Here is a 21770-nt window from a genome sequence, read left to right on the forward strand (position 1 = left end):
TGATCACCGGAGGCACCGGAGGCCTCGGCGCACTCACCGCACGCCACCTCGTCACCACCCACGGCGTGCGCAGCATCCTGCTCACCAGCCGACGCGGCACCGGAGCCCCCGGCGCCACCGAACTCGCCGCAGAGCTCGCTCAGTTGGGTGCCCAGGTCGAGATCGTCACCTGCGACGTGACCGACCGCGCGGCGCTCGCCGACCTCCTCTCCGCGCACCCCGACATCACCGCCGTCGTCCACACCGCCGGCGTGGTGCAGGACGGGACGATCGGTTCGCTCACGCCGGAGGCGCTGGACGCGCTGCGGGGGCCCAAGGTCGATGCCGCCCGTCATCTGCACGAGCTGACGGCCGGGCACGACATCGAGGCCTTCGTCCTCTACTCCTCCGCCGCCGGTGTGCTGGGCGGTGCGGGGCAGGGCGCCTACGCCGCCGCGAACGCCGCCCTGGACGCCCTGGCCGCCGAGCGGCGTGTGCAGGGGCTGCCGGGCATCTCCCTGGCCTGGGGCCTGTGGGCACCGGAGGCCGGAGGAATGGGAGCCGGGATCGGCGAGGCGGACATCGAGCGCATGGCGCGCTCCGGAGTACGGCCGCTGGCGGTGGCCGAGGGGCTCGCACTGCTGGACGCGGCGATCGCGGCGGGCCGTGCCCTGCTGGTTCCCGCGGGGCTCGACGTTGCGGCTCTCGCCCGCACCTCGGGCGGTCAAGTGCCTGTGCTGTTCGCGCAGTTGGTGCGGCCGATGGTCGTGCGCCGGGCCGCCGCCGGCGTCGGTGTCAAGGGTGGGCAGGAACTGGCGCAGCGGCTGGCGGGGCTCGCGGCTTCCGAGCGGCAGCGCCTCGTCCTCGAGGTGGTCAACCGGCACGTCACCGCGGTCCTCGGTGCGGTCGGCGGCAGCGGGACCTTGGAGATCACCCCGGACAAGCCCTTCAAGGAACTCGGATTCGACTCGCTCACCGCGGTCGAACTCCGCAACGGACTGGGCGCCGAAGCGGGTGTCCGCCTCCCGGCGACGCTCGTCTTCGACTACCCGACCCCGGCCGAACTCGCCGGATTCCTGCTCCGGCAGCTCGTTCCCGAGGATGCCACCGAGGCCGGCGACGAGACGTACGAGGAGAGCGTGCGGGCATCCCTGCGGACGATTCCGCTGGCCCGGCTCAGGGACGCCGGCCTCCTGGACGCCTTGCTCGAACTCGCGGGCCACCGGCCCACGGCCATCGGTGCGCCCCTGGCAGCGGACGACCCGGCGGGCGAAGGCGCCGGAAACCTGGACGACATCGACGACATGGATGCCGAGAGCCTCATCTCGATGGCGCTCGAAGGATCGGACTTCTGATGACGCGGCTGACGACGCGCGACGCGGATTGGGTGAGGTAAGAGGTGTCTGGACAGAAGGTGTCTGCACAGAACGAGAAGATCGTCGAGGCTCTCCGGGCGTCTCTGAAGGAGACCGAGCGGCTGCGTGAGCAGAACCGCAGGCTGACCGCCTCGGCCCATGAGCCGATCGCGATCGTCGGTATGGCCTGCCGTTACCCCGGTGGCGTCAACTCGCCCGAGGAGCTCTGGCAGTTGCTGGCCGCCGGCGGCGACGCCATCAGCCGCTTCCCCGAGGACCGCGGCTGGGACACGGAAGGCCTCTACGACCCCGATCCCGACGCGGTCGGCCGGACCTACTCGGTCGAGGGCGGATTCCTTTCCCAGGCGGCCGAGTTCGATCCCGCCTTCTTCGGGATCAGCCCGCGTGAGGCGCTGGCGATGGACCCGCAGCACCGGCTGCTGCTGGAGACGTCGTGGGAGGCGTTCGAGCGGGCGGGCATCGACCCGGCCACCGTGCGCGGCAGCGCCACCGGTGTCTTCGCCGGGGTCATGTACCACGACTACAGCGAGGTCCTGGAGCGCGCCACCGACGATCTGGAGGGCTTCCTCGGCGTCGGCGGCAGCATCGCCTCCGGCCGGGTGTCCTATGCGTTCGGGCTCGAAGGCCCTGCCGTCACCGTGGACACGGCCTGCTCCTCCTCGCTCGTCGCGGTGCATCTGGCCGCGCAGGCGCTGCGCGGCGGTGAGTGCACGCTGGCCCTGGCCGGTGGTGTCACCGTGATGGCGACGCCCGACACGTTCGTGGACTTCAGCCGGCAGCGGGGGCTCGCGCCCGACGGCCGGTGCAAGCCGTTCGCCGAGGCCGCCGACGGCACCGGCTGGGGCGAGGGCGTGGGCATGCTCGTCCTCGAAAAGCTCTCCGACGCCCGCCGCAACGGCCACCGGGTGCTCGCGGTGGTACGCGGTTCGGCGATCAACCAGGACGGCGCGAGCAACGGCCTCACCGCCCCCAACGGCCCCTCCCAGCAACGAGTCATCCGACAGGCTCTCGCCGCCGCCCGCCTCTCGCCCGACCAGGTCGACGTGGTCGAGGCGCACGGCACGGGCACCCGGCTCGGCGACCCGATCGAGGCCCAGGCGCTGCTGGCCACCTACGGTCAGGACCGCCCCGAGGAACCGCTGTGGCTGGGGTCCATCAAGTCCAACCTGGGCCACACCCAGGCCGCCGCCGGCGTGGCCGGGATCATCAAGATGGTCCTCGCCCTGCACAACGAGCAACTGCCGAAGACCCTGCACGTCGACGTCCCCTCCTCACATGTGGACTGGACCGAGGGCGCCGTCGAGCTGTTGACCGAGGCCCGGCCGTGGAGCGCGGGGGAGCGGACCCGGCGCGCCGGTGTCTCCTCCTTCGGCATCAGCGGCACCAACGCCCATGTGATCGTGGAGGAGGCCCCGGCCGAGGAGCCGGCGCCGCTGGCGGAGACGGCCGGGCTGCCGGTCGTGCCCTGGATCGTCTCGGGCAGGACCGCCCAAGCCGTGCGCGCCCAGGCGGCCCGGCTCCTCGACTTCGCCACCGCACACCCGGAGCTGGACCCCGCCGACATCGGCCGCACCCTCGCCACCGGCCGTTCGGCGCTGCCGTACCGTGCCGCCGCCGTGGCGGGTGACCGTGACGGGGTGCTGGCCGGACTCGCGACGATCACCCACGAGGAGCCTCAGGCCGCCAAGGGCGGACCGGCCGCGTTTCTGTTCACGGGGCAGGGGAGTCAGCGGGCCGGGGTGGGCCGGGAGCTGTATGAGGCGTTCCCGGTGTTCGCGGCCGCGCTGGACGAGGTGTGCGCGGCTCTGGACGTGCACCTCGAACGGCCGCTGAAGGAGGTCATGTTCGGCGGGGAGGGCCTCGACGAGACGGGATACACCCAGCCTGCTCTCTTCGCCTTGGAGGTTGCGCTGTTCCGGCTGCTGGAGGCGTGGGGTGTGCGGCCGGATGCGTTGGCCGGGCATTCGATCGGTGAGCTGGCCGCCGTGCATGTGGCCGGGCTGTGGTCGCTGGAGGACGCGGCGAGGCTGGTGGCGGCTCGTGGCCGTCTGATGCAGCAGTTGCCGGCCGGGGGTGCGATGGCCGCCGTACAGGCCACGGAGGACGAAGTCCTGCCCGTTCTCCCCGCAGGCACCGGTATCGCCGCGGTCAACGGACCGTCCGCCGTGGTCGTCTCCGGCCCGGAGGCGGGCGTGGACGAGGTCGTACGGCACTTCTCCGCGGCAGGACGCAAGACCAAGAAGCTGACCGTCAGCCACGCTTTCCACTCCCCGCTGATGGAGCCGATGCTCGCCGAGTTCGAGCAGGTCGCCGCCCAACTCACCTACTCCGAGCCTGCGATACCGATCGTCTCCACGCTGACGGGCGGGCAGGTGTCGTACGAGGAGCTTTCCGATCCCGCTTACTGGGTCCGGCATGTCCGTGAGGCGGTCCGTTTCGCCGACGCCGTGGCGACGCTGGACGGGCAGGGCATCGGTACGTTCCTGGAGCTCGGCCCGGACGCCGTGCTGACCGCGATGGTCGCCGACCCGCGCGCTCTGCCCACCCTGCGCCGCGACCGCACCGAGCCCCAGGCCTTGGTCGAAGCCCTCACCCGACTGCACTGTGCCGGGGGCGAGGTGAGTTGGCGGGCCTTCTTCGCCGACACCGTCGGGCGCCACGTAGATCTGCCCACCTATGCCTTCCAGCATGAGGCCTACTGGCCGCGCACCGCTCCGTACACGGCGTCGGACGCCGCCGGGCTCGGGCTGACCGCCGCGGGCCACCGGATTCTCGCCGGGGCCGTGGAACTGCCGGACTCCGACGGGGTGTTGTTCACCGGTCGGCTGTCCCTGGCCACGCACCCGTGGCTGGCCGAGCACGCGGTGAACGGCACGGTGATCGTGCCCGGCGCCGCCCTGGTCGAGATCGCCGTACGTGCTGGGGACCAGGTCGGGTGCGGGACCGTCCGTGACCTGACCCTGCACGCCCCGCTCGTCCTCGACGAACGCGGCGGTGTGGCGCTGCGCGTCCGTGTGGGTGAGGGCGACGAGCCCGCCGTGACCGTCCACTCCCGGCACGAGGGCGAGGACGGGGCCTGGACCCTGCACGCCGAAGGTGTCCTGTCGGCAGATGCCGTCGAGGCCGCCACCGACCTCGCCGCCTGGCCCCCGGCCGGTGCCGAACCGGTCGGCACCGCCAACCTCTACGACGACCTGGGCGCCATCGGTCTGGAGTACGGTCCGCTGTTCCAGGGCCTCACGGCCGCCTGGCGTACCGCCGACGGCGACACCGTATACGCCGAGGTGGCCCTGCCCGAGGGCACCGACACCCGGGGCTATGCCATCCACCCGGCCCTCCTCGACGCGTCCCTGCACTCCATCGGTCTGCTCGACAGCGACCAGGACGGCGCTCGATTGCCCTTCTCCTGGTCAGACTTCGCTCTGCACGCCGCCGGAGCCTCGGCGCTGCGCGTCCGGGTGCGGCGCGAGGGGTCCGGGTACCGGATCGACCTCGCCGACCCGGCCGGCGCTCCCGTCGCCACCGTCGGCGCGCTGGCCCTGCGTGCCCTGCCCGCCGCACCGGCCGGCGGGAGTGGGCACGACTCCCTGTACCGGCTCGACTGGCAGACCGTCGCCCAGGCCCCCGCCCACCCCTCCGCCTACGAGCCGTCCGTCCCCTGCCGTGTGATCGGGCCCGACCCGTTCGGAGTCGTCGACCTGATCGTGGAGGCCGGCGGGCGGAACGTGGCGGACGCCGACGAGGCCGAACTGGTATTCGCTACGTTCGTCACCGCCGGGTTCGAGCCGCGCGAGGCGGTGCACCGTGCACTCGGGGTCGTACAGGAGTGGCTGGAGGGTGCACAGCCCGACGGCGCCCGGCTCGTGCTGGTCACCTCGGGGGCCGTGGCCGCCGCCGCGGGCGACCGGGTGCCCGACCCTGCCGCCGCAGCCGTGGTGGGCCTCGCGCGGTCCGCCCAGTCCGAGCACCCGGGACGTATCGTCCTGGTCGACCTCGACACCTCCGTCGAGTCCGCCGACGCCCTGCTGCCCGTCCTGGCCGGCACCGACGAGCCCCAGATCGCGCTGCGCGGCGGCCAGGTGCTGGTGCCCAGGCTGGTGCGGAGCGTGGGCGGCGAGCTGAGCATTCCGTCGGGAGACGCGCCCTGGCGGCTCGACTTCACCGCCACCGGCACGCTGGACAGCCTGTACGTCGCCGACTTCCCCGAGGCCGCCGCGCCGCTCGCCGAAGGGCAGATCCGGGTCGCGATCCGCGCCGCCGGCGTCAACTTCCGCGATGTCATGAACGTCCTCGGGATGTACCCGGGAGACGCCGGGCGGCTCGGTCTGGAAGCGGCCGGTGTCGTGCTGGAGGTCGGGCCCGGCGTGGACCGGTTCGCCGTGGGGGACCGGGTCATGGGCCTGTTCTCGGGGGCGTTCGGACCGCTGACCGTCGTCGACCACCGGCTCGTGTCCGCGATGCCGTCCACCTGGACGTTCGCCGAGGCCGCCGCCGCGCCCGTCGTCTATCTGACCGCCTACTACGCCCTCGTCGACCTGGCGGGCCTGGGCGCCGGCGAGTCCGTGCTCATCCACGCCGCCGCCGGCGGTGTCGGCACGGCGGCCGTGCAGCTCGCCCGGCATCTGGGCGCCGAGGTGTACGGCACGGCCAGCCCCGCCAAGTGGACTGCCGTGCGCGCCCTGGGTGTCGACGAGGACCGCATCGCCAACTCCCGCACCCTGGAGTTCGAGCAGCACTTCCTGGAGGCCACCGGCGGGCGTGGCATGGACGTCGTACTCGACTCGCTGGCGCGGGAGTTCGTGGACGCGTCGCTGCGACTGCTGCCGCACGGCGGCCGGTTCGTCGAGATGGGCAAGACCGACATCCGGGACGCCGACGCCGTCGCCGCCGAACACCCGGGTGTGGTGTACCAGGCCTTCGACGTCATGGACGCGGGACCGGACCGGATCCAGGCGATGTACGGCGAGCTGCTCGCGCTGTTCGAGAGCGGGGCGCTGCGTCCGCTGCCCGTCACCGCGTGGGACGTGCGCGAGGCCCCGGAGGCGCTGCGCGTCATGGGTCAGGCCCGGCACACCGGCAAGCTGGTGCTGACCGTGCCCGCGCCGCTGGACCCCGAGGGCACCGTCCTGGTCACCGGCGCGACCGGCGCGCTCGGCGGGCTGCTCGCCCGGCATCTGGTCACCGAGTACGGCGTACGGCGGCTGCTGCTGGCCAGCAGGCGCGGTGCGCAGGCACCGGGTGCCGAAGAACTCGCGTCATCCATAAGGGAGTCGGGTGCCGTCGTCGACCTCGTCGCCTGTGACGCCGCCGACCGGGACGCGGTCGCCGCGGCCCTCGACGGCGTACCGGACGAGCACCCGCTGACCGCCGTCGTGCATGTCGCGGGCCTCCTCGACGACGGTGTCGTCGGCTCGCTCACCCCCGAGCGGTTCGACAAGGTCCTCGCCCCGAAGGCGGACGCCGCCCGGCATCTGCACGAGCTGACCCGGCTCGCCGACCTCTCCGCGTTCGTACTGTTCTCCTCCGCCGCCGGCACCTTCGGCAACCCGGGACAGGCCAACTACGCCGCCGCCAACGCCTACTTGGACTCCCTCGCCGCACACCGCCGCGCCCACGGCCTGCCCGGCCTCTCGCTCGGCTGGGGGCTGTGGGCCGCCGAGGGCGGCGGCATGGCCGAATCGCTCGACGAGGCCGAGCGCGCCCGTATGGCCCGCTCCGGCTCCGCCGCGTTCACCGGCGAGGAGGGACTCGCGCTGTACGACACCGCGCTCGCCCTGCCGCACTCCGCACTCGTGCCCATCCACCTCGACCTGCCCGCGTCCGCCGCGCCCGAGGAGGTGCCCGCGCTGCTGCGCGCCCTGGTGCGCACCCCGGCGCGGCGTACCGCCCGCGGCGCCGAGAAGGCCGCCGGAGGCGGGGAACTGGCCACGCGGCTCGCCGGGCTCGGCGCCGACGAACAGCTCGCGCTGCTGCTCGACGTCGTACGCACCCACGCCGCCGCCGTCCTCGGCCACAGTGGACCCGAGGCCGTCGACGTCACCCAGGCCTTCAAGGACCTGGGCTTCGACTCGCTCACCGGCGTCGAGTTCCGCAACCGGCTCGCCGGGGCCTGCGGCCTGCGGCTGCCCGCCACGCTGGTCTTCGACTACCCGGCGCCCGAGGCGCTCGCCGGCTACCTGTGCGAGGAACTCGTCGGCTCCCTGCCCACCGAGACGGCTGCATCCGGTCCGGCGATCGGCACCGACGAGCCCATCGCCGTCGTCTCCATGGCCTGCCGCTTCCCCGGCGGAGTGCGTTCGCCCGAGGATCTGTGGCGGCTGCTCGCCACCCGCGGCGACGCCATGGGCGCCATGCCCGACGACCGTGGCTGGGACATCGACGCCGTCGTCGACCCGACCGGCGAGCGCCCCGGCACCAGCTACACCGACCAGGGCGGATTCCTGCCCGACGCGCCCCTGTTCGACGCAACCTTCTTCGGCATCAGCCCCCGCGAGGCCCTCGCCATGGACCCGCAGCAGCGGCTCCTGCTGGAGACCTCCTGGGAGGCCCTGGAGCGCGGCGGGTTCGACCCGCACACCCTGCGCGGCAGCAGCACCGGCGTCTTCGCCGGGCTCATCTACCACGACTACGGCAACGGCGCCGGATACACCCACCTCCCCGACGGCGTCGAGGGCTTCCTCGGCACCGGCACCTCGGGCGGTGTGGCCTCGGGCCGCATCTCCTACGTCCTCGGGCTCGAAGGCCCGGCCGTCACCGTGGACACAGCCTGCTCCTCGTCGCTGGTCGCCCTGCACATGGCCGTCCAGGCGCTGCAGCGCGGCGAGTGCGACCTGGCGCTCGCCGGTGGTGTCACCGTGATGGCGACGCCCGACACCTTCGTGGACTTCAGCCGGCAGCGCGGGCTCGCCGCCGACGGCCGCTGCAAGGCCTTCGCCGAGTCCGCCGACGGCACCGGCTGGGCCGAGGGCGTCGGCATGGTCCTCGTCGAGCGGCTCTCCGACGCCCAGCGCAACGGCCACGACATCCTCGCCGTCGTCCGCGCCAGCGCCCTCAACCAGGACGGCGCCAGCAACGGCCTCACCGCCCCCAACGGCCCCTCCCAGCAGCGCGTCATCCGGCAGGCCCTGGCCACCGCGGGTCTCGCGCCCGCCGACGTCGACGCCGTCGAGGCGCACGGCACCGGTACTCGCCTCGGCGACCCGATCGAGGCTCAGGCCCTGCTCGCCACCTACGGTCAGGACCGCCAGGAGCCGCTGTGGCTGGGTTCCGTGAAGTCCAACCTCGGACACACCCAGGCCGCGGCCGGAATCGCCGGTGTCATCAAGATGGTCGAGGCCCTCGGGCACGAGGAGCTGCCCGCGACGCTGCACGTCGACGAGCCCAGCTCGCACATCGACTGGGAGGCGGGCGCCGTACGCCTGCTCACCGAGGCCCGGCCCTGGCCCCGCCGGGAAGCGGCACCGCGCCGCGCCGGCGTCTCCGCGTTCGGCTTCAGCGGCACCAACGCCCACGTGATCCTGGAGGAGGCGCCCGCACCCGCCGCCGTACCCGAGCAGGCGGAGCACGCCGACGGGCCCGTGCCGTGGCTGCTCACCGCCCGCACCCCCGAGGGGCTGCGCGCCCAGGCCCACCGACTGCGTGAGCAGCTCGCCGGGCGGGAACTGGCCTCCGCCGACCTGGCCCGCGTCGGGCACTCCCTCGCCACCACCCGCACCCCCTTCGAGTACCGCGCGGTCCTCGTCGGCGACGACGGCGCCGAGCTGCTCCAGGGCCTGTCCGACCTCGCCGAGGGCACACCGGCCGCCGGGGTCGAGGAGGGGCTCGCCGGGCCCGTCGGCAAGACCGTGTTCGTCTTCCCCGGCCAGGGATCCCAATGGATCGGCATGGCACGGGAGTTGATGGACACCTCGGAGGTGTTCCGGACGCGCGTCGAGCAGTGCGCGGCGGCGGTTGACGCGTTCACCGACTGGTCGCTGCTCGACGTGCTGCGCGGAGCCGAGGGCGCGGCCTCATTGGAGCGCGTCGACGTCGTACAGCCCGCCCTGTGGGCCGTGATGGTGTCGCTGGCCGCGCTGTGGGAGTCCCTCGGCGTCGTCCCGTCGGCCGTCGTCGGGCACTCGCAGGGCGAGATCGCCGCGGCCTGCGTCGCCGGTGCGCTCGGCGTCGAGGACGCGGCCCGCGTCGTCGCCCTGCGCAGCCGCGCCCTGGTCAAGCTCGCCGGGACCGGCGGCATGGTGTCCGTGCCGCTGCCCGCCTCCCGCGTCGAGGAGCTCCTCGAGCAGTGGTCGGGGCAGATCTCCGTGGCCGCCGTCAACGGGCCCGCGTCCACCGTCGTGTCCGGCGACCCGGACGCCCTCGACGCCCTGCTGGAGCGCTGCGAGAGCGACGGCGTGCGCGCCCGCCGCATCCCCGTCGACTACGCCTCCCACTCCGCCCACGTGGAGTCCCTGCGCGAGGAACTGGAAGAGCTCCTCGCCCCCGTCCGCCCCCGCGCCGGACGCGTCCCCCTGCACTCCACGCTGGAGGACCGGCTCATCGACGGCCACGAGATGGACGCCGGCTACTGGCACCGCAACCTGCGCCACACCGTCCGCTTCGAACCCGCCGTACGCTCCCTCGCCGACAGCGGCCACACCGTGTTCGTCGAGTGCAGCCCGCACCCCGTCCTGACCGTCGGCCTCACCGACACCCTCGCCGACGCGGGCGCCGACACCGCCGTGGTCACCGGTACCCTGCGCCGCGACGACGGCGGGGCCGCCCGGGTCCTCGCCTCCCTCGGCCGACTCGTCGTGCACGGTGTACGGCCCGACTGGGACGCCGTGTTCGCGGGCCGCGCCACCGGGCGGGTGCCACTGCCCACCTACCCCTTCCAGGGCGAGCGGTACTGGCTGGAGCCCACCGCCGCCGCCACCGACCCCGGTGCCGTCGGCCAGAGCGACGCCGGGCACCCGCTGCTCGGCGCGGCCGTCACCCTGCCCGGAGACGGCGGCCTCGTCCTCACCGGGCGGCTCTCGCTCACCGCGCAGCCCTGGCTCGCCGACCACGCCGTAGGCTCCACCGTCGTCGTACCCGGCACCGCGCTCCTGGAGATGGCGGTACGCGCCGGGGACGAGGCCGGTCACCCGCACCTGGCCGACCTCACCCTCGAAGCGCCGCTCGTCCTGCCCGAGCGCGCCGAGATCCAGCTGCGCGTGGTGGTCTCGGCGTCCGGCGAGGCGGACGGCCGTACCGTCGCCGTGCACTCGCGGCCCGCCGACGCGCTGCCCGACGACCCGTGGACCCGGCACGCCACCGGCCTGCTCACCCGGCAGTCCGCGCAGGCCGGTGAGCACCTCGCCCCCTGGCCGCCGGAGGCCGCCGAGAGCATCGACACCTCACGCCTGTACGCCGACCTCGGCGCCCTCGGCCTCGACTACGGGCCCGCCTTCCGCGGCCTGCGCTCCGCCTGGCGCGCCGACGACGCCCTGTACGCCGAGGTCGCCCTGCCCCTCGAAACGGCCGCGCAGGCAGCGGAGTTCGGCCTGCACCCGGCCCTGCTCGACTCCGCGCTGCACGCCATCGCGCTCGGCGGGTTCCTGGACGCGGGCGACGGCGGGCCCTGGCTGCCGTTCAACTGGTCCGGCGTGACCCTGCACAGCGCCGGCGCCTCCGCGCTGCACGTACGGATCGCCGGCGCGGGGGAGGGCGCGGTGTCCGTCACCGTCACCGACACCGCGGGCGCCCCCGTCGCCACCGTCGAGGCGCTCCAGCTCCGTCAGCTGCCCGCCGACGCGCTGGCCCGCCTCTCCCAGGCCGGCGGCAGCCCGTTCCGCGACACCCTCTTCCGCGTGGAGTGGACGTCCCTGCCCGCCCCCGAGACCACCGAAGTCCCCGACGACTGGGCGGTGTTCGGCGACGATCCGCTCTTTCCCGGCCTGCCCGAGATCTTCAGCACCGAGGAACTCGACGGCGGCATCGGCACCGTCCTGGCCCCCGTGCACTGGCAGAGCACCGTCGACGACGCCGTGATGCAGACCCTCGGCGACCTCCAGGTGTGGCTGTCCGACCCGCGCACCGACACCGCGCGCCTGGTGGTCGTCACCCGCGGCGCCGTGTCCACGGCACCCGGCGAGGACATCGCCGACCTCGCGCAGGCCGCCGTGCACGGACTGGTCCGCAGCGCGCAGACCGAGAGCCCCGACCGGATCGTCCTCGCCGACATCGGCACCGAGGTCCCCTCCCGCGCCCTGCTCGCGGCGGCCCTCGCCACCGGCGAACCCGAGTTCGCGCTGCGCGACGGCGAGATCCGCGTACCGCGCCTGGCCCGCACCGAACCCGCAGACCAGGGCGAGCCGCACAGCTGGGCAACCGGCGGCACCGTCCTGATCACCGGCGGCACCGGCGGCCTCGGCGCCCTCGTCGCCCGCCACCTGGTCACCGAGCACGGCGTACGCAGCCTGGTCCTCACGAGCAGGCGCGGCCCCGACGCCCCCGGCGCCAGGGAACTCGCCCAAGAGCTGGCGGAGTCGGGCGCCACCGTCGTCGCCGAGGCCTGCGACATCACCGACCGCGACGCCCTCGCCGCCCTCCTGGACCGGCACGCCCCGCGTGCCGTCGTCCACGCCGCCGGAGTCCTCGACGACGCCACCCTCGGCCGCCTCACCCCGGAGAAGCTCGAAGCCGTCCTCGCCCCCAAGGCGGTCGCGGCACAGCACCTGCACGAGCTCACCGCCGGCCGCGACCTGGACGCCTTCGTCCTGTTCTCCTCGTCCGCGGGCGTCCTCGGCAACGCCGGACAGGCCAACTACGCCGCCGCCAACGCCTACCTGGACGGCCTCGCCGCCCATCGGCGCGCGAGCGGCCTGCCCGCCACCGCGCTGTCCTGGGGCCTGTGGGCCGAGCCCAGTGGCATGACCGGCCACCTCGACGCCGCCGACCTCGGCCGCCTCGCCCGCTCCGGCATCCGCCCGCTCGACCCCGAGCAGGGCCTCGCACTCCTGGACGCGGCGCTCGGCGCCTACGGACACGAGCACTCGCACCTCGTGCCGATCGGCCTCAACACGGCCGCACTGCGCGGCGCGGCCGACGGCGCGCCGGTGCCGCACCTGTACCGAGGACTCGTCCGCACCCAGGTCAGGCCCACCGCGCACGCCGCCACCGCCGCCGCCACGACCGGGGCGGAGGGCGCGGGCGGACCGGGCGAGGCACTGCGCGCCCGCCTCGCCGGCCTGCCCGCCGACGGCTGGGAGACGGCGCTTCTCGACCTCGTCCAGTCGTACGCGGCCGCGGTCCTCGGCTTCGCCGGGCCCTCGGCGGTCGGGGCCACCCGTTCCTTCAAGGAACTCGGCTTCGACTCGCTGACGGCCGTCGAGTTCCGCAACCGGCTCACCGCAGCCACCGGCATCCGGCTCTCCGCGACCGCCGTGTTCGACCACCCGACACCGCTCGCCCTGGCCCGCCTCCTCCGCGCCGAACTGGCACCCGAGCAGGCGGACCCGGCCGAGGGCGTCCTGGCCGAACTCGACCGTCTGGAGAGCCATCTGCCGGACGCGTCGCTCGACGACGAGGCGCACGCGGCGGTCACCGCCCGGCTGGAGGACCTGCTCGCCCGCTTCAAGAGCCTGCGGACCGCGCACTCCGACGGCACGGACGACGTGGGCGCACGCCTGCAGGACGCCTCGTCCGACGAGGTGCTGGCCTTCATCACGGACGAACTCGGCATCTGACATCCGGCGGACAACCGGCGGACGCGCGAAGGGACATCCGGCGGACAAGCCGGCGGACGTCCGAAGGGACCTCCGGCCGACCGGCGGACGTCCCGGCGGACGTCCGCCGCTGTCGCCGTCGTACGAGGGGATCAGAGGGGAAGTAGGGGAAGAAAATGGCTGACGAGAAACAGCTGGTCGACACGCTCAAGCGGGTCGCAGCCGACCTGCACGACACCCGTCGGCGGCTGCGCGAGGCCGAGGAGAGGGAACACGAGCCCATCGCGATCGTCGGCATGGCCTGCCGGTTCCCCGGCGGCGTCGCCTCGCCCGAGGACCTGTGGGCCATGCTCGACGCGGGCCGCGACGGCATGGCCCCATTCCCCCGCGACCGGGGCTGGAACCTGGACCAGCTCTCCGCCAGCGACGGCCACGGCGACGCGGACCGACGCGCCGGGTTCCTCCAGAACGCCGCCGGCTTCGACGCCGAGTTCTTCGGCATCAGCCCCCGTGAGGCGCTCGCCATGGACCCGCAGCAGCGCGTGCTCCTGGAGACCTCCTGGGAGGCGCTGGAACGCGCGGGCATCGACCCGCACACCCTGGCCGGCACCCGCACCGCCGTCTACGCGGGCGTCAGCAGCAACGACTATCTGCGCGGCCTGACCCGGATGCCCGACTCCATCGCGGGCCACATGATGACCGGCGTCGCGGCGAGCGTCCTGTCCGGGCGCGTCTCCTACGCCCTCGGCCTCGAAGGCCCGTCCCTCACCGTGGACACGGCGTGCTCCTCGTCCCTCGTGTCGGTGCACCTGGCGGCACAGGCACTGCGCGGCCGTGAGTGCACCCTTGCCCTGGCGGGCGGCGTCACGGTCATGGGCTCCGCCGGTACGTTCCTGGAGTTCAGCCGCGCCGACGGGCTCTCCAGGGACGGCCGCTGCAAGGCGTTCGCCGACGCGGCCGACGGTACGGGGCTCTCGGAGGGCGTCGGCGTCCTCGTCCTGGAACGGCTGTCGGACGCGCGCCGCAACGGACACCGGGTGCTGGCGGTCGTACGCGGCTCCGCAGTCAACCAGGACGGCGCGAGCAACGGCCTCACCGCCCCCAACGGTCCCTCCCAACAGCGAGTCATCAAGCAGGCCCTGGCGTCCGCGCGCCTCACCCCGCAACAGGTCGACGCGGTGGAGGCGCACGGTACGGGGACCCGGCTGGGCGACCCGATCGAGGCGCAGGCGCTGCTCGCGACGTACGGCAAGGATCGTGAAGAACCGCTGTGGCTCGGCTCGATCAAGTCCAACCTCGGCCACACCCAGGGCGCGGCCGGAATGGCGGGCGTCATCAAGATGGTGCTCGCCCTCCACCACGAACGTCTGCCGACCACCCTCGGCGTGGACAACCCGACCTCGCACGTGGACTGGTCGGCGGGAGCGGTCGAACTGCTGACCGAAGCCAGGCCCTGGAAGCAGGCCGGGGAACGGGTGCGGCGGGCGGGTGTCTCGTCCTTCGGCATCAGCGGCACCAACGCCCACGTGATCGTGGAGGAGGCCCCGGCCGAGGAGGCTGCCGAGGCGATTGCGGAGGCGTCCGCTCCGCCGGTCGTACCGTGGATCGTCTCAGGGACCGGCGAGGACGCCGTACGTGAGCAGGCTTTCCGGCTGCTCGAATTCGCCCGCAGCAAACCCGAGTTGAACGTGGCCGACGTGGGCTTCTCCCTCGTGACCCGGCGGTCGGCGTTCGCGTACCGGGCCGGTGCCGTCGCTGCCGACCGGGACGGGATGCTGGCCGGGCTGGAGGCGATCGCCGGGGGTGTGCCCTTGCCGGGTGGCGGTCGGGGGCCGTTGGCGTTCCTGTTCACGGGGCAGGGGAGTCAGCGGGCTGGGATGGGGCGTGAGCTGTATGAGGCGTTCCCGGTGTTCGCGGGCGTGCTGGACGAGGTGTGCGCGGCTCTGGATGTGCACCTCGAACGGCCGCTGAAGGACGTGATGTTCGGCGGGGAGGGCCTCGACGAGACGGGTTACACGCAGCCTGCTCTGTTCGCTCTGGAGGTTGCGCTGTTCCGGCTGCTCGAGGCGTGGGGTGTGCGGCCGGATGCGTTGGCCGGGCATTCGATCGGTGAGCTGGCCGCCGTGCATGTGGCCGGGCTGTGGTCGCTGGAGGACGCGGCGAGGCTGGTGGCCGCGCGCGGACGTCTGATGCAGCAGTTGCCGGCCGGGGGTGCGATGGCCGCCGTTCAGGCCACGGAGGACGAAGTCCTGTCCGTTCTCCCTGCAGGCACCGGGATCGCCGCGGTCAACGGACCGTCCGCCGTGGTCGTCTCCGGCCCGGAGGCAGGCGTGGACGAGGTCGTACGGCACTTCGACGGCCAGGGTCGCAAGACCAAGCGGCTGGCCGTCAGCCACGCCTTCCACTCCCCGCTGATGGAGCCGATGCTCGCCGAGTTCGAGCGCATCGCCGCCCAGCTCACCTACAGCAAGACCAAGTTCCCGATCGTGTCGACCCTGACCGGCGCGCAGGTGTCGTACGAGGAGCTGTCCCAGGCGTCGTACTGGGTCCGCCACGTCCGCGAGGCCGTCCGTTTCGCCGAGGCCGTGGCGACGCTGGACGGGCAGGGCATCGGTACGTTCCTGGAGCTCGGCCCGGACGCGGTGCTGACCGCGATGGTCGCCGACCCGCGCGCTCTGCCCACTCTGCGCCGCGACCGCACCGAGCCCCAGGCCCTGGTAGAAGCCCTCACCCGACTGCCCGCAGTCGACTGGACCACCTTCTTCGGCCCCGGCCGTCACCCCGTCGACCTCCCCACCTACGCCTTCCAGCACCGTCCTTACTGGTTCCGCAGCAACTCGGTGGCCTCGGGGGAGCCCGGCGACTTCGGGCTCGCGGCGGGTGAGCACCCGCTCCTGGGGGCGACGGTGGAACTTCCCGACTCCGAAGGGGCGTTGTTCACCGGTCGGCTGTCCCTGGCCACGCACCCGTGGCTGGCCGAGCACGCGGTGAACGGCACGGTGATCGTGCCCGGAGCCGCACTCGTGGAGATCGCCGTACGCGCCGGAGACCAGGTCGGCCGCGGCACCGTCCGCGACCTGACGCTGCACGCCCCGCTCGTCGTGCCGCAGGGCGGTGCGGTCGCCCTGCGCGTGCGCGTCGGCGAGGGTGACGAACCCGCCGTCACCCTCCACTCCCGCCCCGACGGCGAGGCGGGGGTCTGGACCCTGCACGCCGAGGGTTTTCTCTCGGCGGCCGGGTCCGAACCGGGCCCCGGTGCCGTCGCCTGGCCGCCCGCGGCCGCGCAGCCCATCGACACCGAGCACCTCTACGCCGGACTCGCCGCCCTGGGCCTCGAATACGGCCCCCTCTTCCAGGGCCTCACGAGTGCCTGGCGCGACGGGGACACGGTGTGCGCCGAGGTCACGTTGCCCGAGGACGCCGAGACCGACGGGTACGGCATCCACCCCGCGCTCCTCGACGCTGCCCTGCACTCCGTGGCCGCGGGGGAACTGCTGCCGGCGCCCGAACCCGGCTCGGCCTGGCTGCCGTTCTCCTGGTCCGACGTCACTCTGCACGCCACAGGTGCCCGCGCCCTGCGCGTCCGGGTCGCCGCCACCACGCCCGGTGCCGTCACTCTCGATGCTGCCGATGCCGAGGGCCGGCCGGTGCTGTCCGTCGGGACGCTCGCCCTCAGGCCCGTGCCGGTGGCGGCCGGAGCGGGCGCGGCGGGTGCGGGCGACGCGGAGTACGGCGTCGACTGGACCGTCGTCGAGGGACTGCCGCACACCGGAGCCGAGAAGCCGCTGCCGCTGCCCGAGCCCGGCCGCGCGGAGGCGCTGCCCGTGGTCGGCTGGTCCGCGCTGACCGCCCCGGCCGCGACCTCGCCCACCGAGGGCGCGACCGTCGTCCTCGCGGCGCTCCAGGAGTGGCTGGAGCGTGCCGCACCGGAGGAGCGGCTGCTCGTCGTCACCCGGGGTGCCGTGGCCACCGCGCCCGGAGAGGACGTCACCGACCTGGGCCAGGCCGCCGTCACCGGACTCGTCAGGGCGGCCCGGACGGAATACCCGGGCCGTCTGCTGCTCATCGACGTCGACAGTGACGCACCGGCCGCCTCCGTCCTCGGCTCCGACGAGGACGAACTCGCCCTGCGCGGCGGCACGTTGCTCGCGCCCCGGCTGGTCCGCCGCTCGACGGCGGCGGCCGGGCCGGAACCGGTCTGGCCCACCACCGGCACCGTCCTGGTCACCGGCGGCACCGGCGGCCTGGGTGCCCTGGTCGCCCGCCATCTGGTCACCGAGCACGGCGTACGGGACCTGGTCCTCGTCGGCCGTCGCGGCCCCGACGCCCCCGGCGCCGCCGAACTCGCCACGGAGCTACGGGAGTCGGGCGCCGAGGTCACCCTCGCCGCCTGCGACGTCGCCGACCGGGACGCGCTCGCCGCGCTGCTCGCCGCCCACCCCGGCATCACCGCGGTCGTGCACACGGCCGGCGTGGTCGACGACGCGACCCTGGGACGGCTCACCCCGGCCCAGCTGCACCGCGTCCTCGCCCCCAAGGCGGAGGCCGCCCGCCATCTGCACGAACTCACCGGGAATCTCGACGCGTTCGTGCTCTTCTCGTCGGCGGCCGGCGTGCTGGGCGGCGGCGGACAGGCCAACTACGCGGCCGCCAACGCCTACCTGGACGCGCTCGCCGCGCACCGGCGCGCCCACGGGCAGCCCGCGGTGTCCCTGGCCTGGGGCCTGTGGGACCCGGCCACCGGCGGCATGGGTTCCGAGCTCACCGATGCCGACCTGGAACGGATGGCTCGTACCGGCGTACGGCCGCTCGGCGCGGAACAGGGCCTTGCCCTCCTCGACTCGGCCGTCGCGGCGGCGGACGCGCTCACCGTGGCCGTACGCCTCGATGTGCCCGCGCTCGCCCGGTCCCTCAGCGGCGGCGTCCCGGGCCTGCTGCGCTCGCTCGTCCGCGTCCCCGCCCGCCGTACCGCCGCGGGCGGCGCGGCGGCCGGCGGTACCGGACTGCGCGACCGGCTCGCCGCGACCGGCGACCGGGAGGAGCGGGCGTCACTCGTGCTCGACCTGGTCCGCCGGCACGTGCGCACCGTCCTCGGCTTCGGCGAGGGCCAGACCGTCGAGGCCGAGAAGCCCTTCAAGGACTTCGGTTTCGACTCGCTCACGGCAGTCGAGTTCCGCAACGCGCTCGCCGCCGAGACCGGCGTACGGCTCCCCGCCACGCTCGTCTTCGACTATCCCACCCCGCATGAACTCGCCGCCCACCTGCTGAAGGAACTGGCACCCGCGGACGACGACCCCGCCACCGCCCTGCTGCGCGGCCTCGACCACCTCGAACCCCTCATCGGGACACAGGAGCTGGACCAGCTGACCCGGACCCGGATCACCGTACGGCTGCAGGCCCTCCTGGCCCGCTGGCAGGACACGGACCCGCAGCCGGAAGCGCAGGTGGCCGCCGACGACCTGGCAGCGGCATCCGACGACGAACTCTTCGCCCTCCTCGACGGCGAGACCGGGAGCTGAACGACCATGGCAGCAACCACTGGACCCACCGCGGCAAAGGGAGCATCCGGCGACCGCGAGCAGAAGCTGCGGGACTACCTGAAGAAGGCCACCGCCGACCTGATGCAGGCCCGTCGGCGCATCGAGGACCTGGAGTCCCGCGCCCGCGAGCCCGTCGCGATCGTCGGCATGGCCTGCCGCTACCCCGGCGGCATCGCCTCGCCCGACGACCTGTGGCGGCTCGTCGCCCGCGGCGGCGACGGCATGCGCGGCTTCCCCGACGACCGTGGCTGGGACACCGACAACCTCTACGACCCCGACCCGGGCGCCCTCGGCAAGAGCTACGCCAAGGAAGGCGGATTCCTCGACGCGGCAGGCGAGTTCGACGCCGCGTTCTTCGGGATCAGCCCCCGCGAGGCGCTCGCCATGGACCCGCAGCAGCGGCTCCTGCTGGAGACGTCCTGGGAGGCCTTCGAACACGCGGGCATCGACCCGGCCGCCGCGCGCGGCACCCGTACCGGTGTGTACGCGGGCGTCATGTACCACGACTACGGCTCGGACCGCGCCGCCCTGCCCGAGGGCGTCGAGGGCTTCCTCGGCACCGGCACGGCGGGCAGCGTGCTGTCCGGCCGGATCGCCTACGCCCTCGGGCTGACCGGCCCCGCCGTCACCGTCGACACCGCCTGCTCGTCCTCGCTGGTCACCCTGCACCTGGCGGCGCAGGCGCTGCGGGCGGGGGAGTGCTCCCTCGCCCTCGCGGGCGGTGTCACGGTCATGGCCACCCCGGACACCTTCATCGACTTCAGCAGGCAGCGCGGGCTCGCGCCCGACGGCCGGTGCAAGCCGTTCGCCGAGGCCGCCGACGGCACCGGCTGGTCGGAGGGCGTGGGTGTGCTCCTCCTGGAACGCCTCTCCGACGCCCGCCGCAACGGCCACCGCGTGCTGGCCGTCGTTCGCGGCTCGGCCATCAACCAGGACGGCGCGAGCAACGGCCTCACCGCACCCAGCGGCCCCTCCCAGCAACAGGTCGTCCTCGACGCCCTCGCCGCCGCGGGCCTGTCCACCGACGAGGTCGACGCCGTCGAGGCACACGGCACCGGCACGGTCCTCGGCGACCCGATCGAGGCGCAGGCGCTGCTCGCGACCTACGGACAGAACCGGAAAGAGCCCCTGTGGCTGGGCTCGGTCAAGTCCAACCTGGGCCACACCCAGGCGGCGGCGGGCGCGGCCGGCGTCATCAAGATGGTGCAGGCGCTGCGCGCGGGCGTGCTGCCGCGCTCGCTGCACATCGACGCCCCGACCCCGCACGTCGACTGGTCGGCCGGTGCCGTGGAACTCCTCACCGAGAACCGCCCCTGGCCCGCCGCCGACCGCCCGCGCCGGGCCGCCGTGTCCGCGTTCGGCATCAGCGGCACGAATGTCCACGTCATCGTCGAAGAAGCGCCCGCCGGGGAGCCGACGGAGACCGTGGAAGCCGCCGGGCCGCCGGTCGTCCCCTGGACCGTCTCCGGCAAGACCGCGGCGGCGGTACGTGCACAGGCGGCGCGACTCCTCGAATTCGCCCGCTCACAGCCGGAGTTGAATGCGGCCGACGTGGGCTTCTCGCTGGCCACGCGCCGTGCCTCGTTCGCGTATCGGGCGGGTGCCGCGGCGAGGGACCGGGAGGGGTTGCTGGCCGGGCTGGAGGCTGTTGCCGGCGGGGGTGTGTCGCCTGCGGTGGCCGGGGGTTCGGTGGCGTTCCTGTTCACGGGGCAGGGGAGTCAGCGGGCTGGGATGGGCCGGGAGCTGTATGAGGCGTTCCCGGTGTTCGCGGCCGCGCTGGACGAGGTGTGTGCGGCTCTGGATGTGCACCTCGAACGGCCGCTGAAGGACGTGATGTTCGGCGGGGAGGGCCTCGACAAGACGGGTTACACCCAGCCTGCTCTGTTCGCTCTGGAGGTTGCGCTGTTCCGGCTGCTGGAGGCCTGGGGTGTGCGGCCGGATGCGTTGGCCGGGCATTCGATCGGTGAGCTGGCGGCGGCGCATGTGGCCGGGCTGTGGTCGCTGGAGGACGCGGCGAGGCTGGTGGCCGCTCGTGGCCGTCTGATGCAGCAGTTGCCGGCCGGGGGTGCGATGGCCGCCGTTCAGGCCACCGAGGACGAAGTCCTGCCCGTTCTCCCCGCAGGCACCGGTATCGCCGCGGTCAACGGACCGTCCGCCGTGGTCGTCTCCGGCCCGGAGGCGGGCGTCGACGAGGTGGTTCGGCACTTCGACGGCCAGGGTCGCAAGACGAAGAAGCTGGCCGTCAGCCACGCTTTCCACTCGCCGCTGATGGAGCCGATGCTCGCCGAGTTCGAGCAGGTCGCCGCCCAACTCACCTACTCCGAGCCTGCGATACCGATCGTCTCCACGCTGACGGGCGGGCAGGTGTCGTACGAGGAGCTGTCCCAGCCGTCGTACTGGGTCCGGCATGTCCGTGAGGCGGTCCGTTTCGCCGACGCCGTGGCGACGCTGGACGGGCAGGGCATCGGTACGTTCCTGGAGCTCGGCCCGGACGCCGTGCTGACCGCGATGGTCGCCGACCCGCGCGCTCTGCCCACCCTGCGCCGCGACCGCACCGAGCCCCAGGCCCTGGTAGAAGCCCTCACCCGACTGCCCGCAGTCGACTGGACCACCTTCTTCGGCCCCGGCCGTCACCCCGTCGACCTCCCCACCTACGCCTTCCAGCACCAGCACTACTGGCTGGCCTCCGCGGGACGGACCGGCGGCAGTGCGAGCGTGGGGGAGGCGGCGCTGCCGGAGCCCGAGCCGGACGATCGCGAGGCACGGCTGGCGGAGCTGAGGTCCGCCGATGAAGCGGGCCGTGCAGCGCTGCTCGGCGAGCTGGTGCGCGAGGTCACCGCCGGAGTGCTCGGGCACACCGGAGCCGACGACGCCATCGAACCGGACAGCGATTTCCTCGATCTCGGATTCACCTCGCTGCTCGCGGTGGAATTCCGTGATCGGCTCACCGCGGCGCTCGGCCTGAAACTGCCCGCCGCCGTGATCTACGAATACGGAACCCCGGAAGAACTCGTCGAGTACTTGGCGGAAGAACTCGAGGACGTACTGGCGGAGGGCTCGGCGGACGCCACCCGGTAGGGGGCGCTAGGGGTGGCCATAGGGGCTCTCACCCGCCATGGCCACTTCTAGCATCGAGTGCACCCGGCAAAACCGGCGGGATGCCAAGTCGAGAACGCGACAGAGCAGTCAGG

Annotated in this window: 4 protein-coding genes; all 4 read left to right on the forward strand. The window is 73.7% G+C overall.

Features of this window, described 5'->3' with window-relative positions; all coding sequences use genetic code 11:
* The coding region (locus Q8A52_RS47775) for a beta-ketoacyl reductase (RefSeq protein WP_316764886.1) at nucleotides 1-1334 on the forward strand (1334 nt) is incomplete at its 5' end.
* 59 nt (nucleotides 1335-1393) lie between these two features.
* Entirely contained in the window at nucleotides 1394-13060 is an 11667-nt protein-coding gene (locus Q8A52_RS47780) for an SDR family NAD(P)-dependent oxidoreductase (RefSeq protein ID WP_316764888.1), read from the forward strand.
* 155 nt (nucleotides 13061-13215) lie between these two features.
* Entirely contained in the window at nucleotides 13216-18558 is a 5343-nt protein-coding gene (locus tag Q8A52_RS47785; RefSeq protein WP_316764890.1) for an SDR family NAD(P)-dependent oxidoreductase, read from the forward strand.
* A gap of 78 nt (nucleotides 18559-18636) precedes the next feature.
* Complete coding sequence (locus Q8A52_RS47790) at nucleotides 18637-21657, forward strand: type I polyketide synthase (protein WP_456300758.1); 3021 nt, start codon at nucleotides 18637-18639, stop codon at nucleotides 21655-21657.
* Nucleotides 21658-21770: the final 113 nt, after the last annotated feature.

It is taken from the genome of Streptomyces herbicida (assembly GCF_032656585.1).
Taxonomy (GTDB): Bacteria; Actinomycetota; Actinomycetes; order Streptomycetales; family Streptomycetaceae; genus Streptomyces; species Streptomyces herbicida.